23 protein-coding genes are annotated in these 19481 nt (G+C 59.6%); 2 read left to right on the top strand and 21 right to left on the bottom strand.

The features are described 5' to 3' along the window. Positions 1–7: 7 nt before the first annotated feature. The 9 genes from ccmI to ccmA form a co-directional block, all read right to left on the bottom strand. The gene (ccmI, locus tag K4O48_RS13075; RefSeq protein WP_222908804.1) at positions 8–1225 is read right to left on the bottom strand and encodes a c-type cytochrome biogenesis protein CcmI; all 1218 of its coding nucleotides are present in this window, start codon (positions 1223–1225) and stop codon (positions 8–10) included. Then, a complete protein-coding gene (locus K4O48_RS13080) occupies positions 1222–1695 on the bottom strand; it encodes a cytochrome c-type biogenesis protein (RefSeq protein WP_222908805.1) in 474 nt (157 codons plus the stop codon). The genes ccmI and K4O48_RS13080 overlap by 4 nt, the downstream gene beginning before the upstream one ends. Further along, a complete protein-coding gene (locus K4O48_RS13085) occupies positions 1692–2222 on the bottom strand; it encodes a DsbE family thiol:disulfide interchange protein (protein ID WP_222908807.1) in 531 nt (176 codons plus the stop codon). The genes K4O48_RS13080 and K4O48_RS13085 overlap by 4 nt, the downstream gene beginning before the upstream one ends. A gap of 1 nt (position 2223) precedes the next feature. After that, positions 2224–4197: a heme lyase CcmF/NrfE family subunit gene (locus K4O48_RS13090; protein WP_222908809.1), complete on the bottom strand. Its 1974-nt coding sequence runs from the start codon at positions 4195–4197 to the stop codon at positions 2224–2226. Continuing rightward, positions 4194–4661: a cytochrome c maturation protein CcmE gene (gene ccmE / locus K4O48_RS13095; protein ID WP_222908811.1), complete on the bottom strand. Its 468-nt coding sequence runs from the start codon at positions 4659–4661 to the stop codon at positions 4194–4196. Before ccmE ends, K4O48_RS13090 begins: the two co-directional genes overlap by 4 nt. Further along, the gene (gene ccmD / locus K4O48_RS13100) at positions 4658–4834 is read right to left on the bottom strand and encodes a heme exporter protein CcmD (protein ID WP_222908812.1); all 177 of its coding nucleotides are present in this window, start codon (positions 4832–4834) and stop codon (positions 4658–4660) included. Before ccmD ends, ccmE begins: the two co-directional genes overlap by 4 nt. After that, positions 4831–5586, bottom strand: coding sequence for a heme ABC transporter permease (locus K4O48_RS13105; RefSeq protein ID WP_222908813.1), 756 nt, complete (start codon positions 5584–5586; stop codon positions 4831–4833). The genes ccmD and K4O48_RS13105 overlap by 4 nt, the downstream gene beginning before the upstream one ends. A 154-nt stretch (positions 5587–5740) precedes the next feature. Then, complete coding sequence (gene ccmB / locus K4O48_RS13110; protein WP_222908815.1) at positions 5741–6412, bottom strand: heme exporter protein CcmB; 672 nt, start codon at positions 6410–6412, stop codon at positions 5741–5743. Continuing rightward, positions 6409–7044: a cytochrome c biogenesis heme-transporting ATPase CcmA gene (ccmA, locus tag K4O48_RS13115; protein ID WP_222908817.1), complete on the bottom strand. Its 636-nt coding sequence runs from the start codon at positions 7042–7044 to the stop codon at positions 6409–6411. The genes ccmB and ccmA overlap by 4 nt, the downstream gene beginning before the upstream one ends. 130 nt (positions 7045–7174) lie before the next feature. Here ccmA and K4O48_RS13120 point away from each other — a divergent pair, with 130 nt between their 5' ends. Together K4O48_RS13120 and K4O48_RS13125 are read left to right on the top strand one after the other, a co-directional pair. After that, positions 7175–8698 (top strand): flagellar hook-length control protein FliK, encoded by a 1524-nt coding sequence (locus K4O48_RS13120; RefSeq protein WP_222908819.1) that lies wholly within the window; start codon positions 7175–7177, stop codon positions 8696–8698. Continuing rightward, a complete protein-coding gene (locus K4O48_RS13125; protein ID WP_222908821.1) occupies positions 8695–9018 on the top strand; it encodes an EscU/YscU/HrcU family type III secretion system export apparatus switch protein in 324 nt (107 codons plus the stop codon). Before K4O48_RS13120 ends, K4O48_RS13125 begins: the two co-directional genes overlap by 4 nt. On the opposite strand, the gene K4O48_RS13130 is transcribed toward K4O48_RS13125, so the two are convergent. From K4O48_RS13130 to fliA, 12 genes are all read right to left on the bottom strand, one after another. Beyond that, positions 8999–9439, bottom strand: a complete 441-nt coding sequence (locus K4O48_RS13130; protein WP_222912095.1) for a rhodanese-like domain-containing protein — start codon at positions 9437–9439, stop codon at positions 8999–9001. The two genes, K4O48_RS13125 and K4O48_RS13130, sit on opposite strands and share 20 nt — an antisense overlap. A 161-nt stretch (positions 9440–9600) precedes the next feature. Beyond that, the gene (locus tag K4O48_RS13135) at positions 9601–10014 is read right to left on the bottom strand and encodes a DUF2802 domain-containing protein (protein WP_222908823.1); all 414 of its coding nucleotides are present in this window, start codon (positions 10012–10014) and stop codon (positions 9601–9603) included. Between the two features lie 3 nt (positions 10015–10017). Further along, positions 10018–10497, bottom strand: coding sequence for a chemotaxis protein CheW (locus tag K4O48_RS13140; protein WP_122164264.1), 480 nt, complete (start codon positions 10495–10497; stop codon positions 10018–10020). A gap of 88 nt (positions 10498–10585) precedes the next feature. Beyond that, positions 10586–11416: a CheW domain-containing protein gene (locus K4O48_RS13145; RefSeq protein ID WP_222908824.1), complete on the bottom strand. Its 831-nt coding sequence runs from the start codon at positions 11414–11416 to the stop codon at positions 10586–10588. 85 nt (positions 11417–11501) lie between these two features. Continuing rightward, a complete protein-coding gene (locus tag K4O48_RS13150; RefSeq protein WP_222908826.1) occupies positions 11502–12290 on the bottom strand; it encodes a ParA family protein in 789 nt (262 codons plus the stop codon). 98 nt (positions 12291–12388) lie between these two features. Continuing rightward, positions 12389–13207, bottom strand: a complete 819-nt coding sequence (gene motD / locus K4O48_RS13155) for a flagellar motor protein MotD (protein WP_222908828.1) — start codon at positions 13205–13207, stop codon at positions 12389–12391. Between the two features lie 157 nt (positions 13208–13364). Continuing rightward, positions 13365–14105 (bottom strand): flagellar motor protein, encoded by a 741-nt coding sequence (locus tag K4O48_RS13160; RefSeq protein ID WP_222908830.1) that lies wholly within the window; start codon positions 14103–14105, stop codon positions 13365–13367. Further along, positions 14105–15202, bottom strand: coding sequence for a chemotaxis response regulator protein-glutamate methylesterase (locus K4O48_RS13165; protein ID WP_222908832.1), 1098 nt, complete (start codon positions 15200–15202; stop codon positions 14105–14107). Before K4O48_RS13165 ends, K4O48_RS13160 begins: the two co-directional genes overlap by 1 nt. Positions 15203–15248: 46 nt before the next feature. Then, positions 15249–17435, bottom strand: a complete 2187-nt coding sequence (locus K4O48_RS13170) for a chemotaxis protein CheA (RefSeq protein WP_222908834.1) — start codon at positions 17433–17435, stop codon at positions 15249–15251. A 12-nt stretch (positions 17436–17447) separates the two neighbouring features. Then, positions 17448–18242, bottom strand: coding sequence for a protein phosphatase CheZ (locus K4O48_RS13175; protein ID WP_222908836.1), 795 nt, complete (start codon positions 18240–18242; stop codon positions 17448–17450). 23 nt (positions 18243–18265) lie between these two features. Further along, a complete protein-coding gene (locus K4O48_RS13180; protein WP_172830728.1) occupies positions 18266–18640 on the bottom strand; it encodes a chemotaxis response regulator CheY in 375 nt (124 codons plus the stop codon). Positions 18641–18755: 115 nt separating this feature from the next. Next, positions 18756–19481, bottom strand: coding sequence for an RNA polymerase sigma factor FliA (gene fliA, locus K4O48_RS13185; RefSeq protein ID WP_222908838.1), 726 nt, complete (start codon positions 19479–19481; stop codon positions 18756–18758).

Genomic DNA, 19481 nt, shown 5'->3' on the forward strand with positions numbered 1-19481 from the left:
GCGCAGATCAGCGCGTTTCCGGTTGATCGATGGTCAGTTTGACCGCGCCGTCGGCACCCAGCGCAAGCGGCTCGCTGCTACCCGTCCACTCACCGCGCGTCGCATCACCGGTACGGGAGATCCGGGCGACCAGCCTGACCTGTTCGAAGTTGGACAAGCGAAGTTGCGGAGTCATTGCATCGTCATCGCTCAAACTGACCGTAGCTGGCAAATCCGCTACCGTCAGCCGCTTCACAGCCAAGGGCATCGGCGGGCCAGAAACTGCGCGAGCGAAGACAAACACGGTATCAGTGGGTTGCACTTGATCTGACAGCGATGTATCCAACCGAACATCTACGGTCAGGCTGGGCGCGGCAACCGTCGCCGTCTCGTCAGCCGGTTCCGGCACTTGTGCCGGCGCGGATTGGCCTAGCTGCTCGCGAGCCCGCGCAATCCCACCCTGAATGGCTTCACGGGACGGATCTTCTGCCGGCAGTGTCGCGACCAACCGCTCCCAGAACGCTACCGCCTCTTCGAACCGCTCACTCTCATAGGCCGCAATGCCCAGCAAGCCAAGGCTGGTAACTTCGTGCGGATCGCCTTTTAGCGCCTCGTCGGTAAGCTGCTGCATCTGCGGAGACCACTGGCGGTTCTCAGCAAAGTAAAGCGCCTGCGCCCATTGGCCCAACAGTTCAGGCTGGCGACCGGCACGCTTGATGAGCTGCTCGTACGCCGCAGCGGCTTCCGCCGGGCGCTCCTGATTCATATAGGTCCTGGCCAGGAAATACCATGCTTCCGTTGATTCGGGCTGCGCCTTCACCGCACGCTCCAGTCGCCCGATCATCTCTTCCATGTTTCCGGGCTGCTCGGTGAACTCCCGCGCCAACTGGACCTTATCGCTCGCGCCCCAGTGCGAATACAACCCGAGACCCACTAGCGGCACGAGGATCGCAGCGATCAACGGAACCACGCGGCCCAAATTGCCGTTGCGGCGTACGTCGCCACCTTCGGTATCGTCGAGCAGTTCGCGCGCCGCATCGGCCCGGCCCATCTCGAACTGCTCCGTTGTCAGGGTTCCGGCGTTCTGCTGGGCGGCCAGCTCAGCGAGCCGCTCTTCGTAGAGCGCCACGTTCAGCGCCGTCCGATCCTCCTCCGCTTGTAAACGACGCCCCCGTAAAAGCGGGAGCAGCAGGAACGCCAGGGCAGCCGCCAATAGCAGGCCCGCACCTATCCAGAAATCGATCATGGTTCTTTTTTATCCAGCAACATGGCGAGGCGCGCACGCTCGGCCTCGGAAAGTGTGTTCGACGCCTGACTGGCCGAGCCCCGGCGACGGCGTACTAGGATGAGCGCAAGCACCCCGATACCGATAGCGAGTAACCCGAACGGCCCGTACCAGAGCAGAAATGTCTTGGCATTAACGGGCGGCTTGTATCGCACGAAGTCACCGTAACGGGCCACGAGGTAATCGATGATCTGCTCGTTGCTCTGACCTTCTTCGAGCATGCGGTAGATTTCACGACGCAGATCCATGGCAATGGGTGCGTTGGAATCGGCAATATTTTGATTCTGACACTTCGGGCAGCGCAGCTCCTCGACCAACGTGCGATAGCGCTCTCGCTCAGCCTCGTCTTTGAACTCGTACGCATCGATGGCCCCCTGTGCGCTGAGCACCAGGCACAGTGTCAACAGAACGCCCTGGATCAGTTGTTTCATTCGTCCACCAGTTCCTGATAAAGCGCGGCGAGCTCCTCACGCCACACGCGTTCATCGATCACGCCGACGTACTTGTGACGAATGATGCCCTGCTTGTCGACGAGGAATGTTTCCGGCGCGCCGTACACGCCCAAGTCCAGCCCGAGGCTGCCCTGCTCATCACGAATGTTCAGCTGGTATGGATCGTGAAAATCCCGCAGCCATTTTTGCGCGGATTCGTTTTCATCCTTGTAGTTCACCCCGTGGATATTGACGCCTTGGGCCGCTAGCTTGTTGAGCACTGGGTGCTCAACCTTGCAGGCCACACACCAGGTCGCCCAGACATTGACCAGCGCCGGCTTGCCCTTAATGTCCTCTGCGGTGATCAGCGTCTGCGGATCCTCGACCGAAGGCAGCGAAAAGGTAGGGAGCGGCTTGCCGATCAGCGCCGACGGTAGCTCGGTCGGATCCAGAAAAAGCCCGCGATAGAGAAACACGGCCACCAGCAGGAATATCGCCAGCGGCAGCAACATCAGCAAACGTTTCATCTCAAGCTCCTTGCTGGGCCAAGCCGAGCGCATCACGGACCCGGGTCCGGACTTTTACCCGGTAGCGCTTGTCGGTTACGGAGAGCACTCCACCCAGCGACATCAGCAACGCCCCCAGCCAGATCCAACGCACGAACGGCTTGATATGCACCCTCACCGCCCACGCGCCGTTTTCCAGCGGCTCGCCCAATGCCACGTAAAGATCCCGGGTAAAGCCTGCGTCGATACCGGCCTCGGTCATCGGCATCTGCTGGACGGTGTAGAGGCGCTTCTCTGGATGCAGAGTCGCGATCTGTTTGTCGCCGTCGAACACCCGAATGGTGCCCTTATCCGAGGTGAAGTTAGGACCGTCGAAATGCTTGGCACCGTCAAAGACGAAGCTGTAACCGCCCAACTGTAGCGACTCGCCTGGCGCAAGACGCAGGTCGCGCTCGTCGCTCTGCTGGCTTGTCAGCACCACACCCAATGCGCACATTACCAAACCGAAGTGCGCCAGCTGCATGCCCCAATAACTTGGCGCCAGGCTGCGCATGCCTTTCAGCAGGCCCTTGTGTCGGGTCTTGTCCAGAATGTCGCGCACCCCCGCGGTGACAACCCAGGCGGCTAACATCGACACAGCCAACACTGCCCAATGGAAATCACCGAATAACATTGAGCCCAGCCCGCCCAACACGGCGCTCGTGATCAGCACCGGTGTCAGCATGCCGATCAGCCATTTCACTGGCGTATCTTTCCAGCGCACCAGCACACCGACGCCGAGTGCCAGCATCAGTGCGCCAACGAGCGGCAGGAACATGGCATTGAAATAAGGAGGACCAACCGACAGTTTGGTGTTCGAGAGCGCGTCGAGCAGCAGCGGGTACAGGGTGCCGAGCAAGATCATCGAGGTAGCGACCACCAAGAGCAGGTTGTTTACCAGCAGCAACGTCTCGCGCGACCACAGGCCGAAGCCGATCTGACTTTTCACCACCGGCGCGCGGAGAGCAAACAGGGTCAGCGAACCGCCCACGACCAACAGCAGGAAGGCGAGAATAAAGACGCCACGCTCAGGGTCCGTCGCAAAAGCATGGACGGACGTCAGAACACCGGAGCGGACCAGGAAAGTACCCAGCAGACTGAGCGAGAAGGCCGCAATCGCCAGCAAAACAGTCCAGCTCTTGAATACGCCTCGCTTCTCGGTCACCGCCAACGAGTGAATGAGCGCTGTGCCCACCAGCCACGGCATGAAGGATGCGTTCTCAACCGGGTCCCAGAACCACCAGCCTCCCCAGCCCAGTTCGTAATAAGCCCACCAGGAGCCCAAGGCGATACCGGTCCCCAGAAACGCCCAGGCGATCAGCGTCCAGGGGCGCGACCACCGTGCCCAGGCCGCATCCAGGCGACCCCCTAGCAGCGCCGCGATGGCGAACGCAAACGCTACGGAGAAACCGACATAACCCATGTATAGCATCGGCGGGTGCACAACCAGACCGAAGTCCTGAAGCAGCGGGTTGAGGTCTCGACCATCCATCGGCGCTTGCGGCAGCAAGCGTTCGAAAGGGTTGGAGGTGACGATTAGAAAGAGCAGAAAACCAATGCTGATCAGTCCCATAACGCCCAGGACCCGCGCCAGCATGTCTTCGGGCAGCTGCCGTGAAAAAATAGCCACCGCGAATGTCCAAGCCGACAATATAAAGGCCCAAAGGAGCAAGGAGCCCTCGTGCGCGCCCCACACGGCGCTGAACTTGTAGTACCAGGGCAGCGCACTATTGGAGTTCTGCGCGACGTACGCGACAGAGAAATCGTCGACCATGAACGCGTAAGTCAGACAGGCGAAAGAGAACGCCAGAAAGGAGAACTGTCCCCACGCGGCTGGCTGCGCCAACCCCATCCATTGGTGATCACCGCGCCAGGCGCCGATCAGTGGAAGCGTGCCCTGAACGACCGCCAGGCACAGCGCCAAAATCATTGCCAGATGACCTAGCTCGGGGATCATTTCGCATACTCCTGCTTGTCGCCTTCGTAATGCTTCATCATCCCGCTCTGCTCCAGCGCCTGGCTGACCTCCGGCGGCATGTAATTTTCGTCGTGTTTGGCCAGTACTTCATCAGCAATCAGAACACCATCGGCATTCACGCGCCCCAGAGCGACGATGCCCTGCCCCTCTCGGAACAGGTCAGGGAGAATGCCCTGATACTGGATAGTGACCGTTTCGTTGTTATCGGTGACACGGAACGACACGGTAAGTGAATCGCTGCTGCGGTTCACCGAACCATTTTCGACCAGCCCACCCGCGCGAATCCGCGTGCCTTCGGGCGCTTCGCCCGCGGCAATTTGAGTCGGGGTGTAGAAGAGATTGATGTTCTCTTGCAAGGCAGACAATGCCAGCGTTACCGCAACACCTACACCGGCCAGAATGGCCAGGATGATGAACAAACGCTTCTTGCGCACAGGATTCACTTCATTTCCTCCCGGCGCATACGACGCGCCTCGTCTTGCAAGTAACGCCGACGCGCCATTGCGGGCAGCGCGACGTTTAGAATCAGGACCGCGAGGCTGATGCCATACGAGGTCCAGACGTAGAGTCCATGGTTGCCCATGGCGATGAATTCGGAAAAAGACGAGAAATTCATGTCGCTTTACCCACCAGCGCTTTTACTTCGGCCTTAACCCAGCTGCTCCGCGACTCGCGGCGCAGCACTTCCAGCCGCATGCGCATCAGCAGCACCAGGGTGAAGAAGCAATAGAAGCCAAGCACCATCACCAATAATGGCATCCACATTTCGACTGGCATGGCCGGCTTTTCCGTCACAGTAAAGGTGGCGGGCTGATGCAGCGTGTTCCACCACTCCACCGAATATTTGATGATCGGAATGTTGACCACGCCGACGATGGAGAGCACCGCGCACGCCTTGGCCGCACTGTCGCGGTTGGAGATAGCCTGTCCCAAAGCAATGATGCCGAAGTAGAGAAACAGCAGAATCAGCATCGATGTCAGACGCGCGTCCCATACCCACCAGGCGCCCCAGGTCGGCTTGCCCCAGACCGCTCCGGTGAGTAGTGCAATAAATGTCATCCAAGCGCCAATGGGCGCCGCCTGCTGCAAGGCGACATCGGCGAGCTTCATCTTCCATACCAGCCCGACGACCCCTGCTACTGCCAGCATCACATAGATCGATTGCGCCAGAAATGCCGCCGGAACGTGGATATAAATGATCCGGAAGCTATTCCCCTGCTGGTAATCCTGGGGCGCAAAGGCGAGTCCCCAAACCGTTCCTACCCCAATCAACAGCAATGCGGCCACCGCCAGCCAGGGCATCCAGCGGCTGCTGATTTCGTAGAACCATTTAGGCGAACCCAGTTTATGAAACCACGTCCAGTTCATAGCCCCTGCCTCACATTCACCATACGAGGCGATAATGCCTCTAAAGGGGACGGTCGCTTCTTGTTCGTAATCAGTAAAACCGCCGCTGCCGCAGCAGCTTGTCTGGCACCCGCGACACAGGTTTCGTTATTCGATAAAAACATTGTGCAATCCGTCATTCGCCAACACTGATTTTCAGGCCGGCCGCTATTGCGAAAGGTGTCAGGGTAACCGCTAGAGCAGTCAGGCTGGATAGCCAAAGTAGATAACCGAGCGCAGGTAAACCTTGTAACGCAGCCTGCAGTGCCCCGCTCCCGAGAATCAGTACGGGGATATAGAGCGGGAGGATCAAAAGTGCCAGCAACAGGCCGCCGCGCTTGAGCCCGACGGTCAGGGCCGCTCCAACTGCCCCCAGCAGGCTCAGCACCGGCGTACCGAGCAGCAGCGCCATCAGCAGCACCGGCAAGGCGCTCACCGGCATACCCAGCATGAGGCCCAACAGTGGCGCCAATAACACCAAGGCGAGGCCTGAAAACACCCAGTGTGCCAACACCTTGGCGAGCACCAGAAGCGCAAGAGGGTGCGGCGAAACGACCCATTGCTCGAGCGAGCCGTCCTCGAAATCACTGCGAAACAAGCCGTCCAACGACAGCAACACCGCCAGCAATGCCGCCACCCAGATCAGCCCCGGGGAAATCGTTTGTAGCAATTGCGACTCGGGGCCAACCGCGAGTGGGAATAACGCAATGACAATGGCGAAGAACACCAGCGGGTTGGCCAGCTCAGCCGGGCGGCGGAACAGCAGGCGGCTTTCGCGGGCTAAAAGTAGCGTAAACACGTTACTCATGCGGCTCGCTGCCCCAGATCTATTTCACGAAAGCCTGCCGGCGTCTCTGTTAACAAATGATGCGTGGTCAGCACGACCAAACCACCCTGCTCACAGTGCCCCGCCAAGTGTCGCTCGAGCTGCGCCACTCCATGTTTGTCGAGCGCAGTAAAGGGCTCGTCGAGGATCCATAAGGGTGGTGGTGCGAGGTACAACCGGGCCAGCCCGACACGACGCTGCTGGCCGGCCGACAAGGTATGGCAGGCCACATCCTCGAAGCCGCGCAGCCCCACGGAATCCAGCGCTTGCCAGATCGCATCGCGGGACGCAGGCTGATGCAGAGCACAGAGCCACGTGAGGTTTTCCTCGGCGGTCAGCAGCCCCTTGATGCCCGCGGCATGACCGATCCACAACAGATTGCGGGCCAGCTCGCCGCGCTGACGCTCGAGGTCCTGCCCATTCAGGAGCACCTTCCCGGCGGTTGGCTGCATCAGCCCGGATAGCAAGCGCAACAGGCTGGTCTTGCCGCTGCCGTTGGGGCCGGTGATCTGCAACATTTCCCCTTGGGCGATCTGCAGGTCTAACCTCTCAAACAGAAGACGCCAGTCCCGCTCACAGGAAAGCGCTACAGCTTCTAGAAAGGGACTGGGCACGCTAGGACTACCTCAAGATGAAAGGGGCCCGGCCGCTATATCAATGGCAGCTTGGCGGCCGGAATTATACATGCCGAGCCCCTGTACCAAAGGGCACAACGGTGAAAGGTTGTAAGAGCATTTAAGTAAGATGACCGAGATCAAAAGTACCCAGGCAATGCCCGCCTCCGGCCCTGCTCGCCCCCTCGCGAGCTCCGCCGAAATGGCGCTGAAATTGCTGCAGCCTATGCAGGGGTTATTGGTTGCAGGAGAAAGCGCAGACGCTGAGGTCATCAGCATCAAGGAGGCGCTGCAGACGTTCCAGTTGACGCTGCGCCTGACGCTCAACAACGGCCGACAGGCGGTCGTCGAGACCAGCAGCCCCAAAACCGCCCAGCCGGGAGCGGCCATGCTCGTCACTGCCCTTTCCGACACGCGCCTGATTGCCGCTCTGCAGCCGGGCAACCGTCAGCCGCAGAACATCATAGACCTCGGTCAGCTTCCAATAGGCACGGTCGTGCAGGGCAAGGTAACGGCCAGCCAGCAGACACAGCAGCCAGGCAAAAGCCTGTTCAATGTGGTTATCACACTGCTCAATTCGCCGCTGGCGGGCCAGAAGCTGAACGTTGAATCCACCATGCCGCTCGCGCCCGGCAGCCTCATAACAGCCCGCGTCCAGAGCGACCAATCACTGTCGTTCATGCCACTGAGTGGGCGCCTCGATCAGCTGGTGCTGGGCCAGCAGTTGACCGCACAGCATAGTCGTCAAGGGTCATTCGAAGCGTTGTTTGGCGCGCTCGGATCTCCTTCGGCGTTGCCGGAGCAATTGCGAGGCGCCGCGGAGCGTTTACTCGGCCTGGTCCCCGACATGCAACAGCTCAGCGATTCAAAGACCTTGAGTCAGGCCCTGGCACGCAGTGGTGTGTTTCTCGAATCAGGCTTGCTCAGCAGCCAGGCGGGCAGTTTGCCCACGGATATGAAAGCCGCCCTGCTCCGCCTGATTGCTCAGCTGCCCGGGCAACCGGGCGGTGGGGCACTCGCTGCCGCACAGGCGGGTGCAGCGCTGGGCCAGGCATTGCCAGCGTTTGCCCGCAATGCATTGGGTGCGCTGGGGCAACCAAACGTCCGCCACCTCGCACAGAGCTTTCCGTTGCCAAGCCGCTCTGCACCAAACGCCGAGGATGAGACTGACTTGGAATTGATACTGAAACTGGCCGCCGCCGCAGTATCCAGGTTGCAGACGCATCAGCTGTCGAGCCTAGCGCAAACCCAGACCAGCCCGGACGGCACGCAAGTTACGACCTGGCAGATCGAAGTGCCTATGCGTGACCACCGCGATATCGTTCCACTGCAGGTGAAATTTCAGCGCGAAGACGAACAGCCACAAAACCGCAAGGACAAGCAGGAAACGTTGTGGAAAGTCGAACTTGCGTTCGATGTGGCCCCACTCGGCCCGCTACAGGTCCAGGCGCAGCTGGCTCAGGGCAGCCTGTCCAGCCAGATATGGGCAGAGCGCAGCGGAACCGCCGAGCTGATTGCAGCGGAACTGGATCATCTGCGACAGCGCCTAGTTACGGCCGGGCTGAATGTCGGTGAATTGGCCTGCCGACAGGGGACGCCGCCACAGGGGCCGCGGACATCATTGGATCAACGTTTCGTGGACGAAACCGCATGACTGCTAGTACACCGCGTCAAGCGATCGCGCTGACCTACGACGGCGCGAACACACCGACCCTCTCAGCCAAAGGCGACGATGAGTTGGCGGAAGCGATACTGGCGATTGCCCGGGAGCACGACGTACCGATTTACGAAAATGCCGAATTGGTGAAACTGCTGGCTCGCCTGGAACTGGGCGATGCCATTCCCGAAGCGCTCTACCGCACCATCGCCGAAATCATTGCGTTCGCGTGGTATCTCAAAGGCAAGTGCCCGCCGGGCTTTGCGGCGTCACAGGAGGGAACTGCCATACCGCGTATCAGTGGGCCTGAGCATTAAGGGTCGTAACCCCGTTAAACCGGCCCTTGTCCAGCGGAAAATCTGCCAGCATCCAGGCAAAGTAGCCTTCGCGGAAATAGAACACCTGTTCGTAGCCCCACTCCACTGCCAGACGAACCGCCTCGGCACTGGCTGGGCAGACCTCGCTGTCGCAATACACTACCAACGGTACGGTTCTGGGCCATTCAGTCTGAGAGAGGCCGAAGAATTCGCGTGCAAGATCCATATGCACCGCGCCCTCGATATGTCCCCAGCTCCACTCCCGGCTCGGTCGAACATCGACGAACACCGCACCAAGCTCATGAAGTTGCCTGGCCTGGTACACGTCGATGGTCATCGCACCTTCGACCTCGGCGGGTGCCTCTGCTGCATTGAGCCAGGGTGGGCTCACCAGCAGGCACAACATCAGAATGCGCAGCATCACATCCTCCTCGCCCGGCGTCGGGCCCAAGCCTACGCCAGACATGGCGAAGCTCTGTCCAACTTGGAGGAAGCAAAGATGAGATCGTTCAGTGCCACGGCCGGACGGCCGGACTTGCATCACAAAGATTCGAACCGAAAACAGTGTCGATTTGCGGTTCGTTAGCTGGGGTTTCGCCTGGCCTGGTGCAATTTGCGTACTAGCTCGGCTTCGGACTGAGACAGGCCGCAAGATTGGGTCAAGTCATCCACGCTGGCACCCATGCCGACCAGCTTTGCGGCTTGAGTGAAGGAGAAGTTGTTCGGATCGCGCTGTTCCAGCTGACTGAGCTGTTCTGGCAGCGGTGCCACGATGCGCGACAGGTCGCGCAATTCCTGGCCCATGCGCACGCTGCCCTCCAGGTAGCTGTTCAATCGAGAGCTGAGCTCCTTGATGCGCTGATCACGGGCCGCGTTATCAAGCGCTTGCAGCTGAGCCTGCTGTCGCTGGCGTCTGAACAGCCAAATGCAGCAGCCCAGCAACGCCAGGCAACACAGCGCAAGCGCAACGACCGCCGCCACCAGCGACTCGATCATCTATCAGATACTCTCAAGTTCCGCCCATTCTTCTTCGCTCATCATCTTGTCCAGCTCGACCAGAATCAGCAGCTCGTTGTTCTTGTTGCAAACGCCCTGGATGAACTTCGCCGACTCGTCGTTTCCGACGTTGGGTGCGGTTTCGATCTCGGACTGACGCAAGTAAACCACCTCAGCGACGCTGTCGACCAGAATGCCAACCACCTGACGGTCCGCCTCGATGATCACGATGCGGGTGTTGTCGGACACCGGTGCGGTTTCAAGGCCGAAACGCTGGCGCGTATCGATCACCGTGACAACGTTGCCGCGCAGATTGATGATGCCGAGAACGTAGCTCGGCGCGCCTGGCACCGGTGCGATTTCGGTATAGCGCAACACTTCCTGAACCTGCATCACGTTGATGCCATAGGTCTCGTTATCCAGACGGAAGGTTACCCACTGCAGGACCGGATCATCGGAACCCTGTGCGGAAGTCATCTTCATAGCCCCACCTCTTCATGTACCGCTGTGGCGGTTGATTCTATCGATTACACGGCGCGCTTATGCGCGCCCTAAGTTTTGTTCAGTTCGCTTACGACGGGATGCCCTTGAGATGGCGAGTTCCGCCGCTGGCTATCAGCTCGGCAAGCGCGGCAACATCCACCAGCGCGCACATATGATCGATGACCGTCCCGGCTAGCCAGGGTCGCTGGGTACGCTGCGAGCGCCATTTGACTTCCTTCGGATCCAGGCGAATCGAACGACTGACCTGGTGCACGGCCAACCCCCACTCGTATCCCTGTACCGAGATCACATACTGCAGACCCTCGCGAAAATCGTCGCGATAGCGCTCAGCCATGACCCAGCGCGCAGTATCCAGCACCTTCAGATTACCGGCCTGGCTCGGCAAGATGCCGAGAAACCACGCGGGCTGGCCGAACAGCGGTGTCAGCTCCTGTCCTGCCAGCGGGTAGATCGAACCCAGACTGACCAGCGGCACCGCAAGCGTCAGGCCCGCGACGTCAAACAGCAGACATTCGAACGGTTCCTCGCCCCACTTCGGCTGGTCGTTCCGCTGCGCTGGTGGGCCACCAGGCGTCTGAGCTTGCGACTCGAAATTGGCAATCGGCTCGACGCGCACAGGCTCAGGCAACGGCTCGACCGGCGCTTCGGGCGGCAGCTCGAGCAATGCCTCTGGCTCCGCCACGATGGGGGCGACTATCAGTTCGGGCTCGGGCAGTACAACCGGTCGCAGCGGAACCACCCGCAGAACGTCACGCTGCTGCTCTTCCAGTACCGCAGCCTGGAATTCGTCATGGCTGACCGAGTCGGTCAGCTCCATAACCGCATCCTGCAAGAGTGCATCGAGATAGGACTGTAGCGTCTGTTGCGAACGGCTTTCTTTAAGAAGGGTACGGCTCATGGATCCAACTCGTGCGAACCAACTGGGTAGGCTATCGGCCGCAACCACGGCGAACTTGAACCGCTTAGGTGCCCGTATGTCGACATCAGGCCACCTGCGGAGCAGCTTGCGCAGCGAGCAGTGTTTTGAGCAGCGCGCGGTAGGCCAGTACAGCTCTACCATTGGGGTCATGCTGCGAAGGCGTGACACCCGCCCGACTGGCGTCACGCAAGCGCGTGTCGATGGGTATGAAGGCCTGCCAGAGATTGGCCTGGTAGCCGTGACGAAGGACTTTCAGCGTACTCATAGACGCCTGGGTACGCCTGTCGAACATGGTCGGGACGATGGTGTACGGCAGCGCTTGCTTACGTGAGCGATTGATCATCGCAAGCGTGCTGACCATCCGCTCCAGGCCCTTCATTGCCAGAAACTCAGTCTGGACCGGAATGACCAGCTGCTGGCTGGCGGCTAGCGCGTTGACCATCAATACGCCGAGCAACGGCGGGCTGTCGATGATGGCGTAATCGAAATCCTGCCAGAGCTGTGAAAGGCTTTTGGCAATCACCAGACCGAGGCCATTCTGCCCGGGGGATTGACGCTCCAGCGTCGCCAACACTGGGCTCGACGGCAGCAGAGAAAGACGTTCGTGACTGGTAGGCAACAACAGCTGCCAGGGCAGACCTTCCGGAACGGAGCCCTGATGCTGAAACAGATCGAAGACGCTGTGCTCGAGGTTATCCGGATCATGACCGAAATAGCTGGTCATCGATCCGTGGGGATCGAGATCCACTGCGACGACCCGTTTGCCGGAATCGGCCAGCAACCCCGCAAGCGCGATGGACGTGGTGGTTTTACCCACGCCGCCTTTTTGATTAGCTACAGCCCAGACTCTCATAACTCTCTTTCCATCCGGATCGAAGCAGACCGGGAACGGCCGTGACGGCGCGGCCGACGACGGTGAATTGACGACGCCGATAGCGGCACCTGACGTTTCTAAGGACTAGCAGGTTGTGTGCCAGAGTGCAGATTCGCTCCGGCAGCACGGGCATTGCCGCTGCCCACACCGCTGACGCTGCGGCGTACGTCGAGATTGCGCGAGATCACCAAAATCACCCGACGGTTGCGTGCCCTCCCCTCCGCCGTGGTGTTATCAGCGATAGGCTGAAACTCCCCGTAACCCACGGCCGCCAGGCGTGACGGGTCGACGCCGTCCGCGGCCAACATCCGCACAACACTGCCGGCACGTGCGGCAGAAAGCTCCCAGTTCGTGGGGTATTTATCCGTACGGATCGGAAGGTTGTCCGTGAACCCTTCGACGTGAATCGGGTTATCGAAAGGCGCCAGAATCCTGGCAACCTTCTCCAACAGATCGAAGGCATGGTCGTTCGGTAACGCGTCCCCGCTGGGGAACAGAAGGCTCGAGTTCAGCTCGATCTCTATCCAAAGCTCGTTGCCACGCAAGGTCAGCTGCTTTGCGTCGATCAGATCGGCGAACGCTTCCTGCATGCTGTGCATGATGCTTTCCAGCGGATCGATCGGCTGCGGCGATGATTGCGGTTCGTCTACCTGCGAGACGTCGGGCTGCGTAGTACGGGGTCGCTCCTCACCAATCGGGATCGGTTTAACGGCACGGTCGGCCTGATTGAACACGCCGACCAGTGAGTCAGAAAGAATCTTGTACTTGCCTTCGTTGAGCGATGAGATCGAATACATCACCACGAAGAAGGCAAACAGCAGCGTAATGAAGTCCGCGTATGAAACCAGCCAGCGCTCGTGGTTCTCCGGCTCTTCGTGTGTACGGCGGCGACCCATGATCAGGCAGCTCCAGGCAATGACCGATCGCCGACGGACACCGCTCTGAGGCAAGCCGTCACGACGTCGTTAGCGCAGGCTGGAACTGTGGTGTGAGCGTTTGCCATGTTCATTCCGTTTTGACGGTGCGGGCTGCGCACCGTCGGCACCTAGCCGATCAATCCATAAAGCCTTGAAGCTTCATTTCGATCGACCGCGGGTTCTCACCTTCGGCGATCGACAGGACACCTTCGAGCAGCATTTCGCGATAGGCAGTTTGCTTCTGCACAACGCTTTTGAGCTTGTTACCCATCGGCAACACCAGCAGGTTGGCAAAGGCCACACCATAAATAGTGGCGACGAAGGCGACGGCGATACCGCTGCCCAGCTGGCTCGGGTCGGCGAGGTTGCCCATCACATGAATCAACCCCATCACCGCACCAATGATGCCGACCGTCGGGGAGTACCCTCCCATGCTCTCGAACACCTTGGCGGCACGGAGATCACGGGTTTCCTGCGTATACAGATCCACCTCGAGAATACTGCGGATCACTTCGGGCTCGGCACCATCGACCAGCAGCTGCAACCCTTTGCGGGCATAGGGATCGGGCTCGGTTTCTGCAATCGGCTCGAGCCCCAGCAATCCTTCTTTACGTGCCGTCGCGCTCCACCCCGTAACCAGGCTGATGCCACCCGCCATGTCGACACGCGGAGGAAAGAAAATCCAGCCGACCACGGACATCGCGCGCATGAACACCGCCATCGGCGTCTGCAGTAACACCGCGCCCAAGGTACCGCCCAGCACGATTAGGGCTGCCGGACCGTTGAGCAGTGCCGAGACGTGGCCGCCCTCAAGAAAGTTGCCACCCACGATGGCAACAAACGCAAGAACCAGCCCGATGAGGCTGAGCACATCCATCAGAGGCACGCCTCGCTCAAATGCCGCCCGATGTCATCGAGGCCGTACACCGCATCGCTGAGGTTGGCTTTCACGATCGCCATCGGCATGCCATAAATCACGCAGCTCGCCTCATCTTGCGCCCAGACCTGGCTGCCGCTCTGCTTCAGCATTCGCGCACCTTCACGGCCGTCAGCGCCCATACCGGTCAGCACAACCGCCAATACCTTGTCGCCATAGGCCTTGGCGGCAGACCCAAATGTGACGTCCACACAAGGTCGGTAGTTGAGTCGTTCATCGCCGGGGAGAATGCGCACCGAGCCACGACCGTCGACCATCATTTGCTTGCCGCCCGGCGCTAGCAAGGCCAGGCCGGGACGCAGCAGGTCACCGTCTTCGGCTTCCTTGACGCGGATGTTGCACAGCTTGTCCAGCCGTTCGGCAAATGCCTTGGTGAAGGCCGCGGGCATGTGTTGAATCAGTACGATCGGCGCAGGAAAACTGGCGGGAAGTTGGGTCAGCACACGCTGCAGCGCTACTGGGCCACCGGTGGACGTGCCAATCGCTACCAACCGATACGACTTACGACGCGGAGCCGGCGCATGCGCATGTACTGGCGCAGTACGCGGCGTCGAGGAGGCCAAACCCGCCGAAGTGGAATGACTGCGCACTGCGGGCGTTGCAGGGGCCGGCTCGCTGGCGTTGCCGCTATAGCGACGGTTGCTGCGCGAAATCGTATGGATCTTCTCGCATAGCAGTTGCTTGACCTTGTCCGGGTTGCGCGAAATGTCTTCGAAATTCTTCGGAAGAAAATCCACCGCCCCGGCGTCCAGAGCGTCCAGCGTGACGCGAGCGCCTTCGTGCGTAAGCGAAGAGAACATCAGCACAGGCGTCGGGCAACGCTGCATGATCTGCCGGACGGCAGTGATGCCGTCCATCATCGGCATCTCGTAATCCATGGTGATGACGTCGGGTTTCAACGCCAGCGCCTTGTCGATGGCTTCGCGCCCGTTGGTTGCGGTTCCGATTACCTGGATATTCGAATCTGCCGAAAGGATCTCCGATACCCGACGACGGAAAAAACCGGAATCGTCCACCACCAGGACTTTTACTGCCATAAAACACTCCTAGTGGCAGCGGTCCGTATGGGCCGCTGCCGGCTGATCAGATCCGACGCGCGTAACGCTTGAGCATGCTCGGAACATCGAGGATCAAGGCGATACGACCATCGCCGGTGATTGTCGCGCCGGACATGCCCGGAGTGCCTTGCAGCATCTTGCCCAACGGCTTGATCACCACTTCTTCCTGCCCGACCAACTGATCGACGACAAAACCGATGCTCTGGTTGCCGACATTCAGGATCACCACATGCCCTTCACGTTGCTCCTCGTGCTCGGCACCGCGCACCAGCCAACGCTTGAGATAGAACAGCGGCAGTGCCTTGTCGCGCACGATCACCACTTCCTGACCGTCAACCACGTTGGTACGTGAAAGGTCGAGGTGGAATATTTCGTTGACGCTGACCAGCGGGAACGCAAACGCCTGGTTGCCCAGCATCACCATTAGCGTTGGCATGATTGCCAGCGTCAACGGCACCTTGATGACGACACGGGAGCCCTGGCCCTTGCTGGAAAACACGTTAACCGTGCCATTGAGCTGCGAGATCTTGGTCTTGACCACGTCCATGCCCACACCGCGGCCTGAGACGTCGGAAATTTCCGATTTGGTGGAGAAGCCCGGCGCGAAAATCAGGTTGTAGCATTCCAGATCGTTCAGACGGTCGGCTGCATCTCTGTCGAGCAAGCCCTTCTCTACCGCCTTGGCACGCAGCACGTCGGCGTCCATTCCTTTGCCGTCATCGGTGATGAGCAGCAGAATGTGGTCCCCTTCCTGCTCGGCCGACAGCACCACCTTGCCAGTACGCGGCTTGCCGGCGGCCTCACGCTCTTCCGGCGTTTCAATGCCGTGATCGACCGCGTTGCGCACCAAGTGCACCAACGGATCGGCGAGCGCCTCGACAAGGTTCTTGTCCAGATCGGTCTCTTCGCCAACCAGCTCCAGGTTGATTTCTTTTTTGAGGCTCCGAGCCAGATCACGAACCAGGCGCGGGAAACGGCCGAATACCTTCTTGATGGGCTGCATGCGCGTTTTCATCACAGCGCTCTGCAGATCAGCCGTCACCACATCCAGATTGGACACGGCTTTGGCCATGGCTTCGTCCGCGCTGTTGGAGCCCAGGCGTACCAAACGGTTACGCACCAGCACCAGTTCGCCGACCATGTTCATGATTTCGTCGAGCCGTGCGGTATCGACCCGTACGGTGGTCTCGGCTTCACTCGCCGGTTTCTCAGGCGCCGGGGCGGCTTTGGTCGAAACGTCCGCCTTCGCCGGCGCCGCTGCGGGCTTGGGCACAGGTGCCGCTACCGGCTTCGCAGGTGCGTCCTTCTTCGCAGCAGGCGCCGCGGGGACAGGCTTTGCAGCCGGAGCGGCCGCAGTTGCCGACGGTGCGGCGTCTGCCTCGAACTTACCCTTGCCGTGCAATTGATCGAGCAGCGCTTCGAACTCGTCATCGGTGATTTCATCGCCACCCGCCGCGGCGGGTTTGGCATCAGCCTTAGCGCTTTCGGCAGGCGCAGCCGCCGCCGGCTCAGCAAACTGGCCTTTGCCATGCAACTGATCGAGCAGCGCCTCGAATTCGTCGTCGGTAATCTCGTCACTCACCGGCGCCTTAGCTGCGTCGGGGATCGGTGTGACTACGGGCTCGGCAGCGAAAGCCCCTTTGCCATGAAGCTGATCAAGCAACGACTCGAATTCTTCGTCGGTGATTTCGTCACCGGCCTGGGCAGGTGCGGATTCAGCCGGCTGCTCCAACGCGCCAAGGAATTGCTCGAACTCGTTGTCGGCAGTCGTGATCTCAGGCTCCGGCTCTGGTGCTGCCTCGACCGGCAACTCATGCGCGCCGGCCGGCTCGGCCAAACGCGTCAGCGCGGCCAGCAGCTCAGGGGTCGCAGGGGTTACGGCGGTGCGCTCTCGCACCTGCGTAAACATTTCGTTGACGGAGTCCAGTGCCTGGAGCACGACGTCCATCAATTCCGAATCGACGCGACGCTCACCCTTACGCAGGATGTCGAAGACGTTTTCCGCGATGTGGCAGCACTCGACCAGCTCATGCAGCTGGAGGAAACCGGCACCGCCTTTTACCGTGTGGAAACCGCGAAAAATCGCATTGAGCAACGCGGCGTCGTCGGGGCTGCTTTCCAGCTCCACCAGTTGCTCTGACAATAGTTCGAGAATCTCGCCGGCCTCAACCAGGAAGTCCTGGAGGATTTCTTCATCGGCGTCGAAGCTCATATTCACCTTCCCCTAAAAGCCCAGGCTCGAAAGCAGATCATCGACATCGTCCTGCCCGGATACGACATCCTCACGTATATCGGCATGCATCTGCGGACCTTCACCATGGGAAGGCTCTTTTTCTTGTTTTTTCTTTTCCTGCTCGGCGCGCATGGCGTCGCGGTCATGCTGAATGCCGGCGACGCGATCAACTTGCCCCGCCATCAGAACAAGATTGAGCAGGTTGCTTTCGAGTTCGGTGATCAGGCGCGTGACGCGTTTGATGACTTGTCCGGTCAGGTCCTGAAAATCCTGAGCCAGCATGATCTCGCTTAGATTCTGAGAGAGCTGGCTGCCATCGTTCATGCTGCGCTGAAGAAACTGATCGATTCGCTTGACCAACTCACGGAACTGCTCAGCGTTCATTTCGCGGCGCATGAAGCGCTGCCAATCGGCGGTCAAGCTCTGCGCTTCGTAGCTGACGTAGTTCACCAACGGCGCTGATTCTTCCACCAGATCCATGGTGCGGTTGGCCGCTTTTTCGGTCATCTCCACGACGTAGGAAAGGCGATCGGTCGCATCGGTAATTGGCGATGGATCACCACCTGTCGCGCAGGTATCCATTTCAAGCTTGACGATGGCGTTGTGCAATTCGCGGGTGAGCTTGCCAACTTCGAGATAGAGCCCGTGATTACGCGCCTGATTGAGCTCGTTGAACATCTGCGTGGCTTCGTCGAAGCGGCCCTGTTGCAGACTTTCAATTAATTGGGGTGCATGAGCCTTCAGAGTTGCTTCGAACTCTGCCAGGCTTTGGTCTGCTTGCGTCATAGTGCCCTCGCGGCGTTACTGCTTCAGCCGTTGACGCGCTCGAAGATCTTTTCAATCTTCTCTTTGAGCACTTGAGCCGTGAATGGCTTGACGACGTAACCGTTTACCCCGGCCTGCGCGGCCTCGATGATCTGATCGCGCTTTGCTTCGGCGGTCACCATCAACACAGGCAGGTGCTTCAGACGTTCGTCGGCACGCACGGCGCGCAGCAAGTCGATACCGCTCATGCCAGGCATGTTCCAGTCTGTAACGAGGAAATCGAAGCTACCGCTTTTCAACATCGGCAAGGCAGTGGTGCCATCATCCGCTTCGGCGGTGTTGGTAAATCCCAGATCACGCAAAAGGTTCTTGATGATCCGTCTCATGGTCGAAAAGTCGTCGACGATGAGGATTTTCATGTTCTTGTCCAAGTACACCTCCGTAAATCACGAATCTCAGAACCTGCTCACGGTCTGTTGCGGGCTTCACGAATGAAGCGCGTAAGCGGTCTAATACTTTATTGCCGACCTGCCGTTAACGAGCGCGCCATTCACCCAGGCGAGCCCGCAGACGTGCCGCGCACTGACTGTGCAGCTGACTCACCCGCGATTCGCTCACACCTAGCACCTGGCCTATTTCCTTCAAATTCAACTCTTCGTCGTAATACAGCGAAAGCACCAGCTTTTCACGCTCAGGCAAGTTGCCAATGGCCTCGGCCAGCGCCTGTTGGAATCGCTCATCTTCGAGATCGCGAAACGGCTCCGGATGAGTGCTTGCCGCATCTTCCTCGAACTCGCCGTGCTCACCTTCCTGAAGCAGATCATCAAAACTGAACAAACGGCTACCCAAGGTGTCGCCCAGAATGCCGTAGTACTCATCGAGACTCAATTTAAGTTCGGCCGCAACGTCCTGATCTTTAGCGTCGCGACCGGTTCTGGCTTCAATTGCCCGAATCGCCTCACTGACCATCCGCGAATTGCGATGCACCGAACGCGGCGCCCAATCGCCCTTGCGCACCTCGTCAAGCATCGCGCCGCGGATGCGGATACCGGCATAGGTCTCGAAACTGGCGCCCTTGCCTGCGTCGTATTTTTTTGACGCTTCCAGCAAGCCGATCATCCCGGCCTGCATCAGATCATCGACCTGCACGCTCGCCGGCAAACGCGCCAGGAGGTGATAGGCGATGCGTTTGACTAACGGCGCGTATTGGTCGATGAGCTGATATTGCGAGTCTTTAGCGTGAGCTTTGCTGTAATACAT

It is taken from the genome of Pseudomonas sp. DNDY-54 (assembly GCF_019880365.1).
Lineage (GTDB): Bacteria > Pseudomonadota > Gammaproteobacteria > Pseudomonadales > Pseudomonadaceae > Stutzerimonas > Stutzerimonas stutzeri_P.